The sequence below is a fragment of the Enterobacter cloacae genome, assembly GCF_013375935.1.
Taxonomy (GTDB): domain Bacteria; phylum Pseudomonadota; class Gammaproteobacteria; order Enterobacterales; family Enterobacteriaceae; genus Enterobacter; species Enterobacter pasteurii.
Genome location: NZ_CP056117.1, coordinates 2,599,858 through 2,619,103, shown reverse-complemented (window position 1 = coordinate 2,619,103; position 19,246 = coordinate 2,599,858). Strand labels below are relative to the sequence as shown.

The following is a 19,246-nucleotide window of genomic DNA, read 5'->3' as shown; positions in this document are numbered from 1 at the left end:
GAAATAAGTTGGCTTTAAGCATAGCGCGGAGATATGTAAATAAGAATAAACAACGGGGCGGGATGGAGAAAAAAGCGGCATAACGGCCGCGATTTAACCCCTCTCCCTGTGAGAGAGGGGCCGGGTGATGGTATTACGCTGTACGCGCCACCGCATCCCGCGATGCAGCATCGCGCTCATCGCCGGTCAGTTCACTCAGCTTGCCGTCGCGCATCTCCAGCAGACGGTCGGCGTGAATGAAGTAGTGGTCGTCATGGCTGATGGCAAAAATGGTTTTGCCCATCGCCTGCATCAGCGGCAGCAGTACCTGATAGAACTCGCGGCGGAAGTGCGGGTCCTGGTCCGCTGCCCACTCGTCCAGCAGGATGATATCGCGCTCTTCAGCCAGCGCCAGCAGCAGCGCCACGCGTTTCTTCTGCCCTTTCGACAGCTTGAGGTTCAGGATCTTGCCATCCTGTAGCTCCAGCTTGTGCGACATCTGAAGGTGCGCAAGCCATTTATCCACCAGCGCCGGATCCGCCTGCTGCCCTTCCGGGCCAAGCAGCCGGTCGAACAGCCAGACATCGGTAAATACCGCCGAGAAGAGCTTGCGGTAATCTTCCGGTTTCTCCGCGCTCAGGGCCTTCCCGTCCAGCAGAATGTCGCCCGACAGCGGCTGGTATAGCCCCGTCAGCAGCATCGCGAGGGTGGATTTTCCGCTGCCGTTGCCGCCGATCAGGAACAGCAGTTCGCCGCGATGGATCGTCAGGTTAATCGGCCCCACGGAGAAGGCGTTGTCCTGATAGCGGAAGGTAACGTTACGCAGCTCAAGCGTTTTCCAGTCCGGAAACGCCTGCGGGCGCGGGAACTCCGCCTTAAACGGCGCAAGGTCGAATTTCTTCAGCTTGTTGAAGGCCACCTGGGCGCTCAGCAGCGTCGGCAGCGCGCCGACGGCCGACAGCAGCGGCGTGCGCAAAAACAGCAGCGTTAACGAGTAGGTTGCCGCCACGTTGGTGTCCGCCCAACCCAGGCTGTTCGCCATCCAGAACACCAGGCCAATGGCGCCCAGCATCATAATGTTGGACCAGTTCACGGCGCTCAGGTGGAAGGTATCGGCGCGAATAATATGATGGCGATATTCGTGCGCGTCGGGGATATAAAGGTTGTTGAAGATATGCTCGGCGCGCTCACGGTTCAGCGTCAGCTCCTTGCGCCCTTCCAGCACCGTCTGGTAGTCGTGATAAAGCTTATCTTCCGTTTCGCGCAGCACCGCCATGTGCTTATAGACGCGGGATACCAGCAGGAATCCGCCCCAGATGGTGATAACGATCCACAGCGCCGTTACCGCCAGCATTTTGCTGGAGAGCCAGGCGAGGTACGCCGCCGAGCCAAAGGTCAGGATGATCCCCTGCACCAGCTCCGGCAGGCGTACAAACGCGATGGTAATGGCGCGCACGTCGCTGGTCAGCCCCGCCAGCAGGGAGGCGCTTCCCAGCTGCTCGATACGTTCAACCTGGGTGTCGAGGATACGTTTGATGAACTCGCTGCGCAGGCGAAACACGAAATGGTGGCCAAGCGCGGTCAGCGCCAGCTGTGAGCCGAGCGTAACCGCCATTAGCAGCAGCAGTAATCCCAGAAATTCCGGCAGGACGGAGAGCGACGTATCGACCATTTCGATCAAACGCACGTTAATGAAGGCAATCAGGCCAATCCCCAGCGCCGCGCTGGCAAGGCTTAACGCCATTACCGCAATAAAAGGCCAGCGATACTGCCGCCAGACAAGAAGAAGTAGTTGCATGCAGAGCAATCCGGACAAGAAAAATCAGCCAGCAGTGTAAACTGCCTTTCGCACACATCAAGAATAATTCTTATTTTTATTCTCTGCTGGCTGCCTGCCGAAACGTCAGGTTGTAGCGAAACGCCCCTGCCATCGGGTGAACGCCGGGCTTCAGCGGCTGAATACCGTGGTAAAACAGCCGCGATTCGCCGCCCCAGACCACCACATCACCGTGCTCAAGCAGCAGCCGTTTTAGCGGATCGTTGCGCCGCAGTCCGCCAAACTGAAACACGGCGGGCAGCCCAAGGGAAACCGAGACGATAGGCGCGCGCAGATCCGGCTCGTCCTTATCCTGGTGCAGCGAGAGCTTTGCCCCGACGGCATAGCGGTTGATAAGACAGGCGTCGGGCTGAAAATCGGGGTAGCCGGCCGCCACGGCGGCATCATCACATAGCGCCTGAAACGCCTCCGGCACCGGCGGCCACGGCTGACCGGACAGCGGATCGTTCGGGGCATATAAATAGCCCCGTTCATTCGTCGCCCATCCCAGCTCGCCGCAGTTGGTCATCGCCACGGACATGGTATACCCGCCGGGCGTGACCATATGGCGAAACGGGGAACGGGCGGTGACGGCATCAATACCGTCGAACAGCGCCGCCGCGCGGGAGAGCGCAAAGCGTCTCAGGATCGTCGCCCCCGGCGCGAGCGGCTCCTGCCAGGGTTCAGCATCAGCAAAAAGATCGAGCATTATCCCTCCGGATTATTCGCCTCACGTTTCAACAATAGCACCTTACGGCCAGCGCCCCAGCGATAACCCGAAAGCGCACCGTCGTTACGCACCACGCGGTGGCAGGGAATGATAATCGCCAGTTTATTGGCGGCGCAGGCGCCCGCCACGGCGCGCACGGCGTTGGGTTTACCGATGGCCTTCGCCACCTGCTGGTAGCTCGCCGTTTCACCGCAGGGGATAGCCCGCAGCGCCTGCCAGACCTGCTGCTGGAAAGCGGTTCCGCGGATATCCAGCGGCAGCGCCAGCGGCGCCTCGCGGCTGTCGACAGCGGCAATCACCTGACGAACCCGATCGGCAAACGCGCCCTCCATCGGTTCCCGTTCGGCAAGCGGGAACAGCGACCGCAGCTCTGCGGTCAGCGCGGCATCGTCGTCCCCCAGCAGTATCGCACAGATCCCGCGCTCGCTTTCCCCCACCAGACAGCGGCCAAGCGAACAGTCGCTGAGGGCATAGCGCACCGCGGCATCACCCTTGCGGTACTGCTTCGCCGTCATCCCCAGCGCACCGTCGGCCTTGCGATAGTAGCTGCTGCTGTCCGGAAACCCTGCGGCCAGAACGGCGTCGGTGATTTTATCGCCCTGCGCCAGCGCGCTGCGCAGGCGCTGTTCACGGGCGGCCTGCTGCCAGGCTTTCGGCGTCATGCCGGTGACGGATTTAAACAGACGATGGAAATGGAACGGGCTCATGGCAACCTGCCGGGCCAGCGCCTCAAGGTTCAGCCCGGCGTCCTGCTCCAGCAGACGACACGCCAGCGCAATTTTTGCTTTTTTCTGCGCCTGAGGGTCGTCTTTATCCGGCATACAGCGCTTACAGGGACGGAAACCCGCCTGCCCGGCGCGGTGAGCGTCAGGATAGAAGCTGACGTTTTTACGCAGGGCATGGCGGGCGCGGCAGGACGGACGACAAAAAATGCCGGTCGTCTGCACGGCAAAGACAAACTGATTATCCGCCTGTGGATCGCGGGCCAGAACGGCCTGCCAGCGATCCTCATCGGTGAGATAGGCTGTGTTTTTCATGTTCGGCTCCTCTTACAAGCATACGCTCAGCCTGCCTGAACGCCACCGAACAAAAACCCGCAACCTTGCTTTTTAATTTTTTTCGCTCACCAGGAAGCTTTTGAACTGGGGTGAACTCCAGGTTTTAAACCCGTCCGCCTCTTTGGTGATCATGTAGACGGCAAGCCCTTCCTGACGCACCACCTCTTTGGCTTTCTCCGTTCCGAGCACCATCAGTCCGGTATCCCAGGCGTCCGCTTCCAGCGCCGTTGGCGCTATCACCGTGACGGACACCAGATTATGGGTAATCGGGCTTCCGGTTTGCGGATCGATAACGTGCGAAATACGTTTACCGTCCAGTTCGTAATAGTTGCGGTAGCTTCCGGAAGTGCTGATGCCGTGTCCGTTGATGTCCACAATCGCCTGGACCGCGTTTTGCTGGTCGGTTGGCTTCTGAATAGCCACTCGCCACGGTTTGCCGCTGGCGTTCATGCCCCGGCTGACAAGCGCGCCGCCGACGGACACCAGATAACGGGGAATGCCTTCCTGCGCCATCAGGGCCGCAAGGTGATCCGCCGCATAGCCCTCGCCCACCGTGGAGAGATCCACAAAAAGGTCGGGAATGTCTTTTTGCAGGTATTGCTGACCGTACTGCGTAATCACCGCCAGGTGCTGTAGCCCTGTACGCGCGCGGGCATCATCGATGGCGGCCCGATCGGGCGTAGCGACCGGCTGCCTGTCGGGGCCAAATCCCCAGAGGTTTACCAGCGGCCCCACGGTCACATCCATTGCGCCGTTGGTTTTGTGGCCCACGCGCATGGATTCCGTCACGATATCGGCCATTGCTTCGCTCACTGGCCAGAGCGAGGTGCTGCTGGAGCGATTGAAGCGCATAAGCGCCGAGTCGTTTTTATACGTTGAGAGCAGCTGATCGTCGGCATCCAGCTGCGCCTGAATTTTACCGCGCAGCTCTTCAGCGCGGGATTTATCGATATCCATTACGCTGACGCGCCAGAAGGTTCCCATGGTTTTCCCTTCCAGCACCGTCGCGGCTGGCGCCTCGATTTTTGCGGGCTGCGTAGAAGAGTCACACGCGGTCAGGAGTAAAACAGTAGCCAGAAAGCTGGCGCGTAAAAAAGTCATTTCCATTCGTTATTATCCTCATGCCAGGGCGGCAAGAGTACACTAAAACAGCGTATTTGTAAGACCCTAAAAAGCATGAAAAAAGGGGCCTGATGGCCCCTTTGTCGCGTTATAAGCAATTAGAACTGGTAAACCAGACCCAGCGCTACGATATCGTCAGTACCGATACCTGCTGAACGAGTGAAGTCGTTCTCATCGAGCAGGTTGATTTTATAATCAACGTAGGTAGACATATTTTTGTTGAAGTAGTAAGTCGCACCAACGTCAACATATTTCAGGATATCCTGGTCGCCGTAACCATTGTCCAGATCCTTACCTTTTGACTGCAGGTAAGCCACGGACGGACGCAGACCAAAGTCGAACTGGTACTGAGCAACCACTTCGAAGTTCTGTGCTTTGTTAGCCCAGCCCAGATCGCCAGCGCGGGTCGCGTTATAAGTCTGGGTGTACTGTGCGGCCAGGTAGATGTTGTTTGCGTCATACTTCAGACCACCGGTGTAGGTATCAGCACGATCGCCGGTACCGAAGCCGTAGTCATTCTGAGAGTTAGTGCGCTTAGAGCTGGTGATGGCAGTACCGAGACCGAAGCCTTCGCCCAGATCGTAAGTGATAGAGCCACCGAAGCCGTCACCGTTCTGACGAAGTGCGTCACGACCGTTGTTAGTCTGGTCTTCACCGCTTACGCTGCCGTTTTTACCCTGATACTGCAACGCGAAGTTCAGACCATCAACCAGACCGAAGAAGTCCTGGTTACGGTAGGTCGCGAAGCCGTTACCACGCTGCTGCATGAAGTTGTCAGAACCGTAGGTGTCACCGCCGAATTCTGGCAGAACGTCAGTCCAGGAGGTAACATCATAAGCAACGCCGTAGTTACGACCATAGTCGAATGAACCCGCATCGCCAAATTTCAGACCCGCAAACGCCACACGCGTCCATGAGTTATTTTCGTTCTCACCAGAGTTGCCCTGAATCTGGTATTCCCACTGGCCGTAACCGGTCAGCTGGTCGTTAACCTGAGTTTCGCCTTTGAAGCCCAGACGCATGTAGGTCTGGTCGCCGTCTGCACCGTCGTCATCAGAGAAATAGTGCAGGCCGTCCACTTTACCGTACAGATCTAATTTGTTGCCGTCTTTGTTATAAATTTCAGCCGCATTTGCTGCGCCTGCCACCAGCAGTGCTGGTACCAGGAGGGACAGTACTTTAACTTTCATTTTATTAACCCTCTGTTATATGCCTTATTATTTGCCACTGCATACTGGTCAACCCTCTTAACCAGTCGGCAAGTTCATTCTCCTCAAAAAAACAGAATAATCCAACAGGAATATGATACGAAAACTTTGAAGATGTTTCATTTTACCTGCAAGATGTTTCAATTTGTAAATATGAAGGAACTTTTTGAATAGCATGAAGAGTTTAAAAATATAGCACTTATAATCAAGATTGAAATATATCTTATTAAATTCAATCAGTTAAATACAAAGCACACACAGCACTGAATGACAAAAAAAATTCGCTCAACATCTCTAAAATAACTCTCGCTATCATCATTAACTTTATTTATTACCGTCATTCAGTTCTGAATGTCTGTTTATCCCTAATTGAACCGGATGCTTCGCATTCGGTTTTTTTTTACCTTTCTTTACGTCTCCAGGCATTTTATGTGCTACCCGCACGTTATGATAACGACTATTAACTAAATGCTGTTCTCTCCCTTTTCCTGATTGATTTTTTACCTTAAAGATTAATTTCTTGTTAATTCGTGCTATTTTTCTGCGACTGTTGCCGCGCATTTGTACATTTCGCCGTGGTTTGTACACCTTTAAGCCGGCTCGCTGTAGCGAGGTTCAGCGGATAAAAAGTCAAGGTTACAGCGATAACGACGCTGGAAATTCGGTTATTACCCTTTATACTGCCCTATCCCATTACCGCGCGGCCATTACGGGTTAAACACATCGATGAGTCAGACTGAAACTACCGCCCCGAGCAAATTTTCCCTTCTACCGGGCAGCATCACCCGTTTCTTTCTTCTGCTGATCGTTGTGCTGTTAGTCACAATGGGGGTTATGGTTCAGAGCGCCGTTAACACCTGGCTCAAAGATAAGAGCTATCAGATCGTCGATATCACCCACGCGGTGCATAAGCGCATTGATACGTGGCGCTATGCGACCTGGCAAATCTACGACAATATCGCTGCGGCTCCGGCCACCTCGTCAGGAGAAGGGTTACAGGAAACGCGCCTGAAGCAGGATGTCTATTATCTGGAAAAACCGCAGCGCAAGACCGAAGCCCTGATTTTCGGCTCGCACGACAGCGCAACGCTTGAAATGACGCAGCGCATCTCGTCCTATCTCGACACCCTGTGGGGTGCCGAAACGGTGCCGTGGTCTATGTATTACCTGAACGGTCAGGACAACAGCATGATCCTGATCTCGACCCTGCCGCTTAAGGATCTCTCGTCAGGCTTTAAAGAGACGACCGTCGGCAGCATTGTGGATTCCCGTCGGGCAGAAATGTTGCAGCAGGCCAACGCGCTGGACGAGCGCGAAAGTTTCTCCTCGCTGCGCCGCCTTGCCTGGCAGAATGGGCATTACTTTACGCTGCGCACCACCTTTAACCAGCCGGGCCATCTGGCGACCGTGGTTGCTTTCGACCTGCCTATAAATGACCTGATCCCGCCGGATATGCCGCTGGACAGCTTCCGCCTGGAGCCTGACAACAGCTCCCAGAACATGCGTACACCGTCGGACAAAGAAGGCGCGGACAGCGTGGCCATCTCCTTTAATGGCTCAAAGATTGAGATTGCGTCCTCGCTGAACTCAACCGGTATGCGTCTTGTCTGGCAGGTGCCTTTTGGCACCCTGATGCTGGATACCCTGCAAAATATCCTGCTGCCGCTGCTGCTGAATATCGGTCTGCTGGCGCTGGCGCTGTTTGGCTACAGCACCTTCCGCTTCCAGTCAGGGCGCCAGAGCGACTCCACCTCGGTGTCAGCCGGAACCAGCAACGAGCTGCGCGTGCTGCGTGCCCTTAACGAAGAGATTATTTCCGTGCTGCCGCTCGGGGTGTTAGTGCACGATCAGGAGGCGAACCGCACGGTGATGAGCAATAAAATTGCCGATCACCTTCTGCCGCATCTTAATCTGCAAAACATTACCGCGATGGCGGACCAGCATCAGGGCGTTATTCAGGCCACCATTAATAACGAGCTGTATGAAATCCGTCAGTTCCGCAGCCAGGTCGCTTCACGCACGCAAATCTTCATTATCCGCGACCAGGACCGTGAAGTGCTGGTGAATAAAAAACTCAAGCAGGCACAAAGGCTGTACGAGAAAAACCAGCACGGCCGCGCCGCGTTTATGCAAAATATTGGCGATGCCTTTAAGCAGCCGCTGAAGTCGCTCGCCACGCAGATCGCCGAGCTAAGCACGCCGGAGAGCCGCCAGCTCAGCAACCAGGCCGACTCGCTGGTCCGTCTGGTAGATGAGATCCAGCTTGCAAATATGCTGGAGAATGACATCTGGAAAGGCACCCCGACGCTCTTCTCTATCCAGGATCTGATTGATGAAGTCGTTCCTGAAGTGCTGCCGGTCATTAAGCGCAAAGGTCTCCAGCTGTTGATCAACAACCGTTTACCGGCGAACGACGAGCGTCACGGCGATCGCGATGCCCTGCGCCGGATCCTGGTGATGCTGATCCAGTATGCCGTAACCACCACGCAGATCGGCAAGATCACGCTTGAAGTCAGCACCGATGAATCCAGCGACGATCGTCTGACCTTCCGTATTCTGGATACGGGCGAAGGCGTGACCGTAAGTGAAATTGATAATCTGCACTTCCCGTTCCTGAACGATACCCAGCGCGACCACTATGGTAAGGCTAACACCCTCACCTTCTGGCTCTGCGATCAGCTGGCGCGCAAGCTAGGCGGCCACCTGAATATTAAGGCGCGCGAATCCCTCGGCACCCGCTACTCTTTACACGTTAAAATGGCGGCAAATCCGCAGGAAGAAGATGAAGAGCGTCTGCTGGATGACGTGGTGGTCATGGTAGATGTGACCTCTAATGAGATCCGTAATATCGTGGTTCGTCAGCTGGAAAACTGGGGCGCGTCCTGCATCACCCCGGACGAAAGGCTCGCGAGTCAAGAATTTGATCTATTTTTAACTGATAATCCGTCTAATCTTACTGCCTCCGGCTTGCTTTTAAGCGATGATGAGCCAGGCGTGCGAAAAATCGGCCCTGGCCAGCTGCGCGTCAACTTTAATATGAGCAATGCGATGCAGGAAGCTGTATTACAACTGATTGAAGAGCATCTGGCGCAGGAAGAGATCCTGGAGTCACCGTTAGGCGGCGATGAAAATGCCGAACTCCATGCCAGCGGATATTATTCGCTCTTCGTTGATACAGTACCAGATGATGTTAAGCGGTTGTATACTGAGTCCGCTGCGCAGGATTTTGCAGCGCTGGCACAGACAGCACACCGGCTTAAAGGGGTGTTTGCCATGCTAAATCTGGTTCCCGGCAAGCAGTTATGTGAAACGCTGGAACATCTAATTCGTGAGAAAGATGCCTCTGGCATTGAAAAATACATCAGCGACATTGACGCTTACGTCAAGAGCTTGCTGTAGCAAGGTAGCCTTATACATGAACAATATGAACGTAATTATTGCCGATGACCATCCGATTGTACTGTTCGGTATTCGCAAATCACTTGAACAGATCGAGTGGGTGAATGTAGTCGGTGAATTTGAAGACTCCACAGCTCTCATCAACAACCTGCCTAAACTTGATGCGCACGTGCTCATTACCGATCTCTCTATGCCGGGAGATAAGTACGGTGATGGGATCACGCTTATCAAATACATTAAACGTCACTTCCCGGACATTTCGATCATTGTTCTGACCATGAACAATAACCCGGCGATCCTGAGCGCCGTTCTTGATCTCGATATCGAAGGGATTGTGCTGAAGCAAGGCGCGCCTACCGATCTGCCAAAAGCCCTTGCGGCGCTGCAGAAAGGAAAGAAATTCACGCCTGAGAGCGTCTCACGTCTGCTCGAAAAAATCAGCGCGGGCGGCTATGGCGACAAGCGTCTCTCACCAAAAGAGAGTGAAGTTCTGCGCCTGTTCGCTGAAGGTTTCCTGGTAACGGAAATTGCCAAGAAGCTGAACCGCAGCATCAAAACCATCAGCAGCCAGAAGAAATCAGCGATGATGAAGCTGGGTGTGGATAACGATATCGCCCTGCTGAACTACCTCTCCTCCGTGACGCTGAGCGCGACGGACAAGGATTGATCCCAACGGTTGTGCGGCCTGTTGCCCGCACCCTGCCCTCTTCCCCGGCAGAGAGCACCAGTAAAAAAGGCCCTTGCGGGCCTTTTTTTACGTCCGCGTTTTCCTCACGCGCTCCGCATAGACAGACAGCGTTTGTTTGAGCACGTCCAGCGTGACCGGCTTCGACAGACAGCTGTCCATTCCCGACTCCAGACAGCGCTGCTTCTCTTCCGCCAGCGCGTTGGCCGTAACCCCAACCACCGGCAACGTCAGGCCCAGCTGGCGGATACGCTGCGTCAGGCGATAGCCGTCCATGTTTGGCATGTTCACATCGCTGAGCACGATATCAATATGGTTCTTACTCAGGACATTCAGGGCGTCCACCCCGTCGTTGGCCGTTTTACACTGATAGCCCAGGGAGCCCAGCTGGTCGGCGAGCAGACGACGGTTTATCGGGTGATCGTCGACGACCAGAATCATCATGTCGTCGTTCACCGACGCCAGTTCATCCGGGGAAGCCAGGGCGGTGGCGCCGTCGCTGTCCTCAAGCTGTACGCTGTAAATGCGCGCCAGCAGGCCCAGCAGCTCGTGCGGCGTCGCCACGCTGTGCACCCATACTCCAGGTGATCGCTCAACCGGGATACCGATATGCCGACGGCAGAACGTTACCACGCCGCGCCCCGCCCACGCCTGCTCCGGCTCGCCGTCGGTGATCAGCATGTCGTCCGCATCCGGCGTCTGGCCTTCGTAGCGCGATACCCGCACGCCGCTGCTGGTCAGCATCGAGGTCAGGAAATCCTGTAAGGAGGCGTTGTGCACCACCAGCCAGCAACGCTTATCGCTCAGCCCGTCGACCGTGGTTTTTGCCGGATAGTGCGCGGAATAGAGCGGAATACGGATGGTGAACTGGCTGCCCATGCCTGGCTCGGTATCAACGGAGATGTCCCCATCCATCATGCTGATAAGCTTCTCGCATATCGCCAGACCCAGCCCGGTCCCCTGGAAGTTACGCTGGACGCCCGTTCCTACCTGGAAGAACGGATCGAACAGGCGCACAACCTCTTTCGCCGGAATGCCGACGCCCGTGTCGCGCACGCGTATGGTCAGGTAATCCCCTGCCCGACTGACGTGCAGCACAATACAGCCGATATCGGTGAACTTGATGGCGTTGCTCAGCAGGTTAGAGATGACCTGCTGCAGACGCATCGGGTCGCCGTGCAGCGTCAGGGGCACATCCGGCTCGATAAAGCAGTACAGCCCCAGCTGTTTACGCACGACCAGCGGCAGATAGTTGGCGCTGATATGGTTCATCACCTCGCGCGGGGAGAACTCGCGCGGTTCAATCTTCAGCTGCTCGGATTCAATTTTTGAGAAGTCGAGAATGTCGCTGATGATTTTCAGCAGCAGGCTGGATGAGTTATTCATCGCCGTAACCAGCCTGTCGACCCCTTTCGGCAGCTCTTTGGTCTGGAGCAGATCGAGGTTACCGATGATGCCGTACAGCGGCGTGCGAAGCTCGTGGCTGACGGTGGCAAGGAACATGGATTTCGACTGGCTCGCCTGCTCCGCCGCCTGCGCCATGTCCTGCAGTGACTCTTCCATCTTCACGCGCGCGGAGACGTCCACCAGCACGCAGATCGCTACGTTTTCATTGCGGTAACGCGAATGGACGAAGCTGATTTGCAGGTTGGTGTGGGTGCTGGTCAGGACATCCACAAAGTTGACCTGCTGCCCGCAGATGATCTGCGTTAACCGCCGTCGGTCTTCATGCGTCAGCATGTTCAGGTAGTTATGGGCAAGCTCGTTACTGAGGATATTCGTGCCGTCCTGGGTGCGCAGGATACAGATCCCTACCGGCGCCGAGGCGACAATTTTACGGTTAAACTGCTCGTGCTCCTCCAGACGCTGGGCGTCCGCTTCCGCCGGAATGAAAATCCGCCGCTCGTACATGCGCGCCAGCATAAACAGCGCCACGCCTACCGCGATGTTCAGCAAGATGGCGTTGAGGATCAGGATACGAATGCGCTCCAGCACCTTGTCGACAGGCAGCGAGTAAACAATGCTCAGCGACGATGGCGGCAGGCTTTTCTTCAGCACCAGCTCGCGGAAACCGGAGGTATAGCCAAACCATGAGCGCTCCTGCATCCAGCCGGGTTCAACTTTCAGACGGTTTTCAGGCCCGGCAAGCGAGATAAGCGGGTGGCCGTTTTCATCCAGAATGGTCACGCCCATCGGCAGGCTGCCCGGCGTGAAGAAGTTTTCCATGCGGATGGTTTGCTCAATGCCCAGCAGCGCCTGCAGGCGGTTCCCGAGGTAAACCGGGGTCAGGGCGTAGAAATAGCCGACGCCCATGCGCGGGCCCTGGCTTATCCAGAAGATGTTGTTCCCGCGCTCTTCCTGCGGTGCGTTGCGGTATTTCACAATGCGTTCATGCAGGCTTTTCAGCGCGTCTTCCCGCTCCATCGGCATATCCCGCAGGCCGAAATCCGCCATGCACAGGTTTTCGTTACCAATCAGGTAGACGCGGTTCAGATCATAGGCGGCTGAAAAGTTGTCGCGCCAGTAGCGCATGAACCACGACAGCGATTCCAGCGATCCGCGCCAGGCTTTGCCCATGGCTGAGCAATCGGAGTCCGGGAAGAGCGGTTCGAAATCAGGGACTTCCGTTTTTTCATCCCGACCACGGATGGCCAGGATGCCGTTCTCCGCCGTCAGCCGATTCTCAGCAATATACTTAAGCTCTTTCATCACGTCAGACGTGCGCTGGATATAGCGCTGGGCCTGATCTGAACTTAAGTTAAACTCCTGGCGGATCTCCGCTTCTTTCTGGTTTAACGCGTTGACGATGTAGAACACCGAGAGCAGCGCCACCAGCAACCATAGCAGCAGCGCAAGCGCCCGAAACAGATAGCGAGAGACTTTAAGCGTGGTACGAAAGGAGACGAGGTATTTCAAAGGGGCGAGGCTCCGCCATCGGGGAAAAAAGAATGTGGTTAAGGTAGCGGTAAACGCGGCTTGTCGCAACGTTCACTTGTCTGCTTGCGCAAAACAAAAGGGCCGGAAACCGGCCCTTTACGCGTCAGGAGACGTTACTCGTCAGCATCATCTGCTGGTTCATCATCGGTGTCCGCTTCCGGTGCGATTTCATCATCACCTTCCGCGACGCTTCCGTCGATTGAGTCGAGCTCTTCGTCATCCACCGGCTCGGCAACGCGTTGCAGACCCACAACGTTTTCATCTTCCGCAGTACGGATGAGGATCACGCCCTGGGTATTACGACCCACCACGCTGATCTCGGAGACGCGGGTACGCACCAGCGTACCGGCATCGGTGATCATCATGATCTGGTCCGCGTCGTCCACCTGCACCGCGCCCACAACGGAACCGTTGCGCTCGGTCACTTTGATGGAGATAACGCCCTGCGTGCCGCGTGATTTGGTCGGATATTCGCTTTCCGCCGTGCGTTTACCGTAGCCGTTCTGGGTGACGGTGAGGATTGCGCCTTCGCCACGTGGAACGATCAGGGACACAACGGCATCTTCACCCGCCAGCTTGATACCACGCACGCCGGTCGCGGTACGACCCATTGCGCGCACGGCGTTCTCCTTGAAGCGCACCACTTTACCGGCCGCAGAGAACAGCATCACTTCATCGGAACCGGAAGTCAGATCGACACCGATCAGCTCGTCGCCTTCGTTCAGGTTCACCGCAATAATACCGGCAGAGCGCGGACGGCTGAACTCGGTGAGCGCGGTTTTCTTCACGGTACCGCTGGCGGTCGCCATAAAGACGTTCACGCCCTCTTCGTACTCGCGTACCGGCAGGATGGCGGTGATACGTTCGTTCGCTTCCAGCGGCAGCAGGTTAACGATTGGACGACCACGCGCGCCACGGCTCGCTTCCGGCAGCTGATAGACTTTCATCCAGTACAGACGACCACGGCTTGAGAAGCAGAGGATCGTGTCGTGGGTGTTCGCCACCAGCAGACGGTCAATGAAGTCTTCTTCTTTAATACGCGCCGCTGATTTGCCTTTACCGCCACGACGCTGTGCTTCGTAGTCGGTCAACGGCTGATACTTCACATAGCCCTGGTGAGACAGGGTAACCACCACGTCTTCGCGGTTAATCAGATCTTCAATGTTGATATCAGAGCTGTTGGCCGTGATTTCGGTACGGCGCTCGTCGCCGAACTGATCGCGCACCAGCTCCAGCTCTTCGCGGATCACTTCCATCAGGCGCTCTGCGCTACCCAGGATATGCAGCAGCTCGGCGATTTGCTCCAGCAGCTCTTTGTACTCGTCGAGCAGTTTTTCATGCTCAAGGCCGGTCAGCTTCTGCAAACGCAGATCCAGAATCGCCTGGGCCTGCTGCTCGGTCAGGTAGTACTGCCCGTCACGCACGCCAAATTCCGGTTCCAGCCACTCGGGACGCGCGGCGTCATCACCCGCACGTTCCAGCATTGCCGCCACGTTACCCAGGTCCCATGGACGCGCAACCAGCGACGCTTTCGCTTCTGCCGGCGTTGGCGCACGGCGGATCAGCTCGATGATTGGGTCGATGTTCGCCAGCGCAACGGCCAGTGCTTCAAGGATATGCGCACGGTCACGCGCTTTGCGCAGTTCGAAGATGGTACGGCGCGTCACCACTTCACGGCGGTGGCGCACGAACGCGCTCAGGATCTCTTTCAGGTTCATGATTTTCGGCTGACCATGGTGCAGCGCAACCATGTTGATACCGAAGGAGACCTGAAGCTGAGTCTGGGAGTAAAGGTTGTTCAGCACAACTTCACCCACCGCGTCGCGCTTGATTTCAATCACGATGCGCATACCGTCTTTATCAGACTCGTCGCGCAGCGCGCTGATACCTTCAACACGTTTTTCTTTAACCAGCTCGGCGATTTTTTCAATCAGACGCGCTTTGTTCACCTGATACGGGATCTCGTGAACAATGATGGTTTCACGGCCGGTTTTGGCGTCCGCTTCCACTTCGGCGCGGGCACGGATGTAAATCTTGCCGCGACCGGTGCGGTACGCTTCTTCAATACCACGACGACCGTTGATGATTGCCGCCGTCGGGAAGTCCGGGCCCGGGATGTGTTCCATCAGCCCTTCAATGCTGATGTCTTCATCGTCGATATAGGCCAGGCAGCCGTTGATCACTTCCGTGATGTTGTGCGGCGGAATGTTGGTTGCCATACCGACGGCGATACCGGACGAACCGTTCACCAGCAGGTTAGGGATCTTCGTTGGCATAACGTCAGGAATTTTTTCCGTGCCGTCGTAGTTATCAACGAAATCAACCGTCTCTTTTTCCAGGTCGGCCATCAGCTCATGGGCAATCTTCGCCAGACGGATTTCCGTATAACGCATTGCCGCGGCGGAGTCGCCGTCGATAGAACCAAAGTTACCCTGACCATCTACCAGCATGTAACGCAGCGAGAACGGCTGCGCCATACGGACAATGGTGTCGTACACCGCGGAATCACCATGGGGATGGTACTTACCGATTACGTCACCAACGACACGGGCAGATTTTTTGTAGGCTTTATTCCAGTCATTGCCCAATACGTTCATGGCGTATAGTACGCGACGGTGTACCGGCTTCAGGCCATCGCGGACGTCCGGCAGCGCACGGCCAACAATGACCGACATCGCATAGTCCAGATAGGAGCTTTTCAGCTCTTCCTCGATGTTAACCGGTGTAATTTCTCTCGCAAGGTCGCTCATCTAACCGCTATCCCTCTACTGTATCCCGGATTCAAAGGTCGCAAATTATAACACAGCCGCGGTGATACAGGTAAACCTATACGCTTTATTCACGGGGATTGCCTGATATACTCATTTGTCTTGCTAAATAAGGAGTAAAAGCGCCCATGAATGCCGAAAAATCCCCGGTGGCTCACAACGTTGACCACGAAGAGATTGCCAAATTTGAAGCGGTGGCGTCCCGCTGGTGGGATCTCGAAGGTGAGTTCAAACCTCTGCATCGTATTAACCCGCTGCGTCTGGGCTATATCGCGGAGCGTTCCGGCGGTCTGTTCGGTAAGAAAGTGCTCGACGTGGGCTGCGGCGGCGGCATCCTGGCGGAAAGCATGGCCCGCGAAGGCGCCACCGTTACCGGTCTGGACATGGGCTTCGAACCTCTGCAGGTGGCTCGTCTTCATGCCCTGGAGTCCGGCGTGCAGGTGGAGTACGTACAGGAGACCGTAGAAGAACATGCGGCAAAACACGCGCACCAGTATGATGTCGTGACCTGCATGGAGATGCTGGAGCACGTTCCCGATCCGCAGTCGGTGGTCAGCGCCTGTGCGAAACTGGTCAAGCCGGGCGGTCAGGTCTTCTTCTCCACCATCAACCGTAACGGCAAAGCCTGGCTGATGGCCGTGGTTGGTGCAGAGTATGTCCTGCGCATGGTGCCGAAAGGAACGCACGACGTGAAGAAATTCATTAAGCCTGCCGAGCTGCTGAGCTGGGTTGACCAGACGTGGCTCAAGGAGCAGCACATGACGGGCCTGCACTACAATCCGCTGACGGATAAATTCAAGCTCGCGCCGGGCGTTGATGTTAACTATATGTTGCACACAACCGCCAAAAACGCCTAACGTCATTCGTTATTCTTATAAAGATTGCGCGACTTCATGTTGCGCAATTCTGACCTCCCGTTGAAGAAATCAGCACTCGATCAAATTTTGAATTTTTTTTCTGGAATATTGACATCTCTTCCAGGCCTTACGGTACGAGGACTTAGGCTTTTTTACCCTTTCACAACCTCAATTTAACCTCAAAATCAACCCTTGTGCTGAAAAGATTCGATACTAGAATACTCACCATATAGCGTTCTTCTTATCGCAAAACCCCTATATGTAGTATTTATCCACAGAGTTAGTCACAAGACGGATCTGTGGATAAGCGGGGGATATTTTTTTTATTTCACGGACAGGTAAAAACCCACATGAATCAGAGTCTGCTGGTGACAAAGCGCGACGGTACTACCGAGCGCATCAATCTGGACAAAATCCATCGAGTTCTCGACTGGGCAGCAGAAGGACTGAACAACGTATCTATCTCCCAGGTTGAACTGCGTTCTCATATTCAGTTCTACGACGGCATCAAAACGTCTGATATCCACGAAACCATCATCAAGGCGGCGGCAGATCTGATCTCCCGCGACGCGCCGGATTATCAGTACCTCGCTGCACGTCTGGCCATCTTCCACCTGCGTAAAAAAGCCTACGGCCAGTTCGAGCCGCCGAAGCTTTACGACCACGTGGTAAAAATGGTTGAGCTGGGCAAATACGATACGCATCTGCTGGAAGACTATACGGAAGAAGAGTTCGAGCAGATGAACGGGTTTATCGATCACTGGCGCGACATGAACTTCTCCTACGCGGCGGTGAAGCAGCTCGAAGGTAAATACCTGGTTCAGAACCGTGTGACGGGCGAAATCTACGAGAGCGCCCAGTTCCTCTATATTCTGGTGGCCGCCTGCCTGTTCTCTAATTATCCACGCGAAACCCGTCTGGACTACGTGAAGCGTTTCTACGATGCGGTGTCGACGTTTAAGATCTCGCTGCCAACGCCAATCATGTCTGGCGTGCGTACCCCTACCCGTCAGTTCAGCTCCTGCGTGCTGATCGAGTGCGGTGACAGCCTGGATTCCATTAACGCCACCTCCAGCGCCATTGTGAAATACGTTTCCCAGCGCGCCGGTATCGGCATCAACGCCGGTCGTATCCGCGCGCTGGGCAGCCCGATTCGCGGCGGTGAAGCGTTCCACACCGGCTGTATCCCGTTCTACAAGCACTTCCAGACCGCAGTGAAATCCTGCTCTCAGGGCGGCGTGCGCGGCGGTGCAGCAACCCTGTTCTACCCGATGTGGCACCTGGAAGTGGAAAGCCTGCTGGTTCTGAAAAACAACCGCGGCGTGGAAGGCAACCGCGTGCGCCACATGGACTACGGCGTACAGATCAACAAGCTGATGTACACCCGCCTGCTGAAAGGCGAGGACATCACCCTGTTCAGCCCGTCTGACGTCCCGGGCCTGTACGACGCGTTCTTCGCCGATCAGGACGAGTTCGAGCGTCTGTACACCAAATACGAAAAAGACGACAGCATCCGCAAGCAGCGCGTCAAGGCGGTAGACCTGTTCTCCCTGATGATGCAGGAACGTGCCTCTACCGGCCGTATCTACATCCAGAACGTTGACCACTGCAACACCCACAGCCCGTTCGACCCGGTCGTGGCGCCAGTGCGCCAGTCTAACCTGTGCCTTGAGATCGCCCTGCCGACCAAACCGCTGGAAGACGTGAACGACGAAAACGGCGAAATCGCGCTGTGTACGCTCTCTGCGTTCAACCTGGGTGCGATTAAGAGCCTGAACGAGCTGGAAGAGCTGGCCGTGCTGGCGGTTCGTGCCCTCGACGCCCTGCTGGACTACCAGGATTACCCAATCCCGGCGGCAAAACGCGGCGCAATGGGCCGTCGTACCCTGGGTATTGGCGTGATTAACTTCGCCTACTGGCTGGCGAAAAACGGCAAGCGTTACTCCGACGGCAGCGCCAACAACCTGACCCACCAGACGTTCGAAGCGATTCAGTATTACCTGATGAAAGCCTCCAACGAGCTGGCGAAAGAGCAAGGCGCGTGCCCGTGGTTCAACGAAACCACCTATGCGAAAGGCATTCTGCCGATCGACACCTACAAAAAAGACCTGGATGCGATCGTCAGCGAGCCGCTGCATCTCGACTGGGAAGGCCTGCGCGAGTCCATCAAGACTCACGGCCTGCGTAACTCCACGCTCTCTGCCCTGATGCCGTCCGAGACCTCCTCGCAGATCTCTAACGCCACCAACGGGATTGAGCCGCCGCGCGGCCACGTCAGCATCAAAGCCTCCAAAGACGGCGTGCTGCGTCAGGTTGTGCCGGATTACGAAACGCTGGGGAACAACTACGAGCTGCTGTGGGAAATGCCAAACAACGACGGCTACCTGCAGCTGGTAGGTATCATGCAGAAGTTCATCGACCAGTCGATCTCTGCCAATACCAACTATGACCCGACGCGCTTCCCGTCCGGCAAGGTTCCGATGCAGCAGCTGCTGAAAGACCTGCTCACCGCCTATAAGTTTGGCGTGAAAACCCTGTACTATCACAACACCCGTGACGGTGCGGAAGACGCTCAGGACGACCTGGTGCCGTCAATTCAGGACGATGGCTGCGAAAGCGGCGCATGTAAGATCTAATAATACGCCCCTCACCCCGGCCCTCTCCCCACAGGGGCGAGGGTGAAAAAA

Annotated in this window: 11 protein-coding genes; 4 read left to right on the top strand and 7 right to left on the bottom strand. The window is 55.8% G+C overall.

What is annotated here, in order from left to right:
* Nucleotides 1–133: 133 nt before the first annotated feature.
* From HWQ14_RS12325 to HWQ14_RS12305, 5 genes are all read right to left on the bottom strand, one after another.
* Nucleotides 134–1,777, bottom strand: coding sequence for a multidrug ABC transporter permease/ATP-binding protein (locus HWQ14_RS12325; RefSeq protein ID WP_176609869.1), 1,644 nt, complete (start codon nt 1,775–1,777; stop codon nt 134–136).
* A gap of 76 nt (nt 1,778–1,853) precedes the next feature.
* On the bottom strand, nt 1,854–2,504 hold the full coding sequence (alkB, locus tag HWQ14_RS12320; RefSeq protein WP_176609868.1) for a DNA oxidative demethylase AlkB: 651 nt from the start codon (nt 2,502–2,504) through the stop codon (nt 1,854–1,856).
* A complete protein-coding gene (gene ada / locus HWQ14_RS12315; protein WP_176609867.1) occupies nt 2,504–3,562 on the bottom strand; it encodes a bifunctional DNA-binding transcriptional regulator/O6-methylguanine-DNA methyltransferase Ada in 1,059 nt (352 codons plus the stop codon). Before ada ends, alkB begins: the two co-directional genes overlap by 1 nt.
* A 72-nt stretch (nt 3,563–3,634) precedes the next feature.
* The gene (gene apbE / locus HWQ14_RS12310) at nt 3,635–4,690 is read right to left on the bottom strand and encodes an FAD:protein FMN transferase ApbE (RefSeq protein ID WP_148419887.1); all 1,056 of its coding nucleotides are present in this window, start codon (nt 4,688–4,690) and stop codon (nt 3,635–3,637) included.
* Nucleotides 4,691–4,803: 113 nt separating this feature from the next.
* Entirely contained in the window at nt 4,804–5,895 is a 1,092-nt protein-coding gene (locus HWQ14_RS12305; RefSeq protein WP_176609866.1) for a porin OmpC, read from the bottom strand.
* 744 nt (nt 5,896–6,639) lie between these two features.
* Here HWQ14_RS12305 and rcsD point away from each other — a divergent pair.
* A complete protein-coding gene (gene rcsD / locus HWQ14_RS12300; protein ID WP_176609865.1) occupies nt 6,640–9,312 on the top strand; it encodes a phosphotransferase RcsD in 2,673 nt (890 codons plus the stop codon).
* 16 nt (nt 9,313–9,328) lie between these two features.
* The gene (gene rcsB, locus HWQ14_RS12295; RefSeq protein ID WP_003859405.1) at nt 9,329–9,979 is read left to right on the top strand and encodes a response regulator transcription factor RcsB; all 651 of its coding nucleotides are present in this window, start codon (nt 9,329–9,331) and stop codon (nt 9,977–9,979) included.
* An 87-nt stretch (nt 9,980–10,066) separates the two neighbouring features.
* Here the strand turns inward: rcsB and rcsC are convergent, their stop codons facing one another.
* Both rcsC and gyrA read right to left on the bottom strand, forming a co-directional pair.
* Nucleotides 10,067–12,913, bottom strand: a complete 2,847-nt coding sequence (gene rcsC, locus HWQ14_RS12290) for a two-component system sensor histidine kinase RcsC (RefSeq protein ID WP_176609864.1) — start codon at nt 12,911–12,913, stop codon at nt 10,067–10,069.
* A gap of 134 nt (nt 12,914–13,047) precedes the next feature.
* Nucleotides 13,048–15,684, bottom strand: coding sequence for a DNA topoisomerase (ATP-hydrolyzing) subunit A (gyrA, locus tag HWQ14_RS12285; protein WP_148419891.1), 2,637 nt, complete (start codon nt 15,682–15,684; stop codon nt 13,048–13,050).
* A gap of 146 nt (nt 15,685–15,830) precedes the next feature.
* On the opposite strand from gyrA, the gene ubiG reads away from it, so the two are divergent.
* Both ubiG and nrdA read left to right on the top strand, forming a co-directional pair.
* Nucleotides 15,831–16,559, top strand: coding sequence for a bifunctional 2-polyprenyl-6-hydroxyphenol methylase/3-demethylubiquinol 3-O-methyltransferase UbiG (gene ubiG, locus HWQ14_RS12280; protein ID WP_148419892.1), 729 nt, complete (start codon nt 15,831–15,833; stop codon nt 16,557–16,559).
* 350 nt (nt 16,560–16,909) lie between these two features.
* Nucleotides 16,910–19,195: a class 1a ribonucleoside-diphosphate reductase subunit alpha gene (gene nrdA, locus HWQ14_RS12275; protein ID WP_176609863.1), complete on the top strand. Its 2,286-nt coding sequence runs from the start codon at nt 16,910–16,912 to the stop codon at nt 19,193–19,195.
* The last annotated feature ends 51 nt before the right edge of the window (nt 19,196–19,246 follow it).

Excerpts from the sequence above, each read along its gene's own strand:
- HWQ14_RS12305 (WP_176609866.1), bottom strand. The coding sequence starts at position 5,895 with ATGAAAGTTAAAGTACTGTCCCTCCTGGTACCAGCACTGCTGGTGGCA.
- ubiG (WP_148419892.1), top strand. The coding sequence starts at position 15,831 with ATGAATGCCGAAAAATCCCCGGTGGCTCACAACGTTGACCACGAAGAG.
- nrdA (WP_176609863.1), top strand. The coding sequence starts at position 16,910 with ATGAATCAGAGTCTGCTGGTGACAAAGCGCGACGGTACTACCGAGCGC.
- rcsD (WP_176609865.1), top strand. The coding sequence starts at position 6,640 with ATGAGTCAGACTGAAACTACCGCCCCGAGCAAATTTTCCCTTCTACCG.
- alkB (WP_176609868.1), bottom strand. The coding sequence starts at position 2,504 with ATGCTCGATCTTTTTGCTGATGCTGAACCCTGGCAGGAGCCGCTCGCG.
- gyrA (WP_148419891.1), bottom strand. The coding sequence starts at position 15,684 with ATGAGCGACCTTGCGAGAGAAATTACACCGGTTAACATCGAGGAAGAG.
- apbE (WP_148419887.1), bottom strand. The coding sequence starts at position 4,690 with ATGGAAATGACTTTTTTACGCGCCAGCTTTCTGGCTACTGTTTTACTC.
- HWQ14_RS12325 (WP_176609869.1), bottom strand. The coding sequence starts at position 1,777 with ATGCAACTACTTCTTCTTGTCTGGCGGCAGTATCGCTGGCCTTTTATT.
- rcsB (WP_003859405.1), top strand. The coding sequence starts at position 9,329 with ATGAACAATATGAACGTAATTATTGCCGATGACCATCCGATTGTACTG.
- ada (WP_176609867.1), bottom strand. The coding sequence starts at position 3,562 with ATGAAAAACACAGCCTATCTCACCGATGAGGATCGCTGGCAGGCCGTT.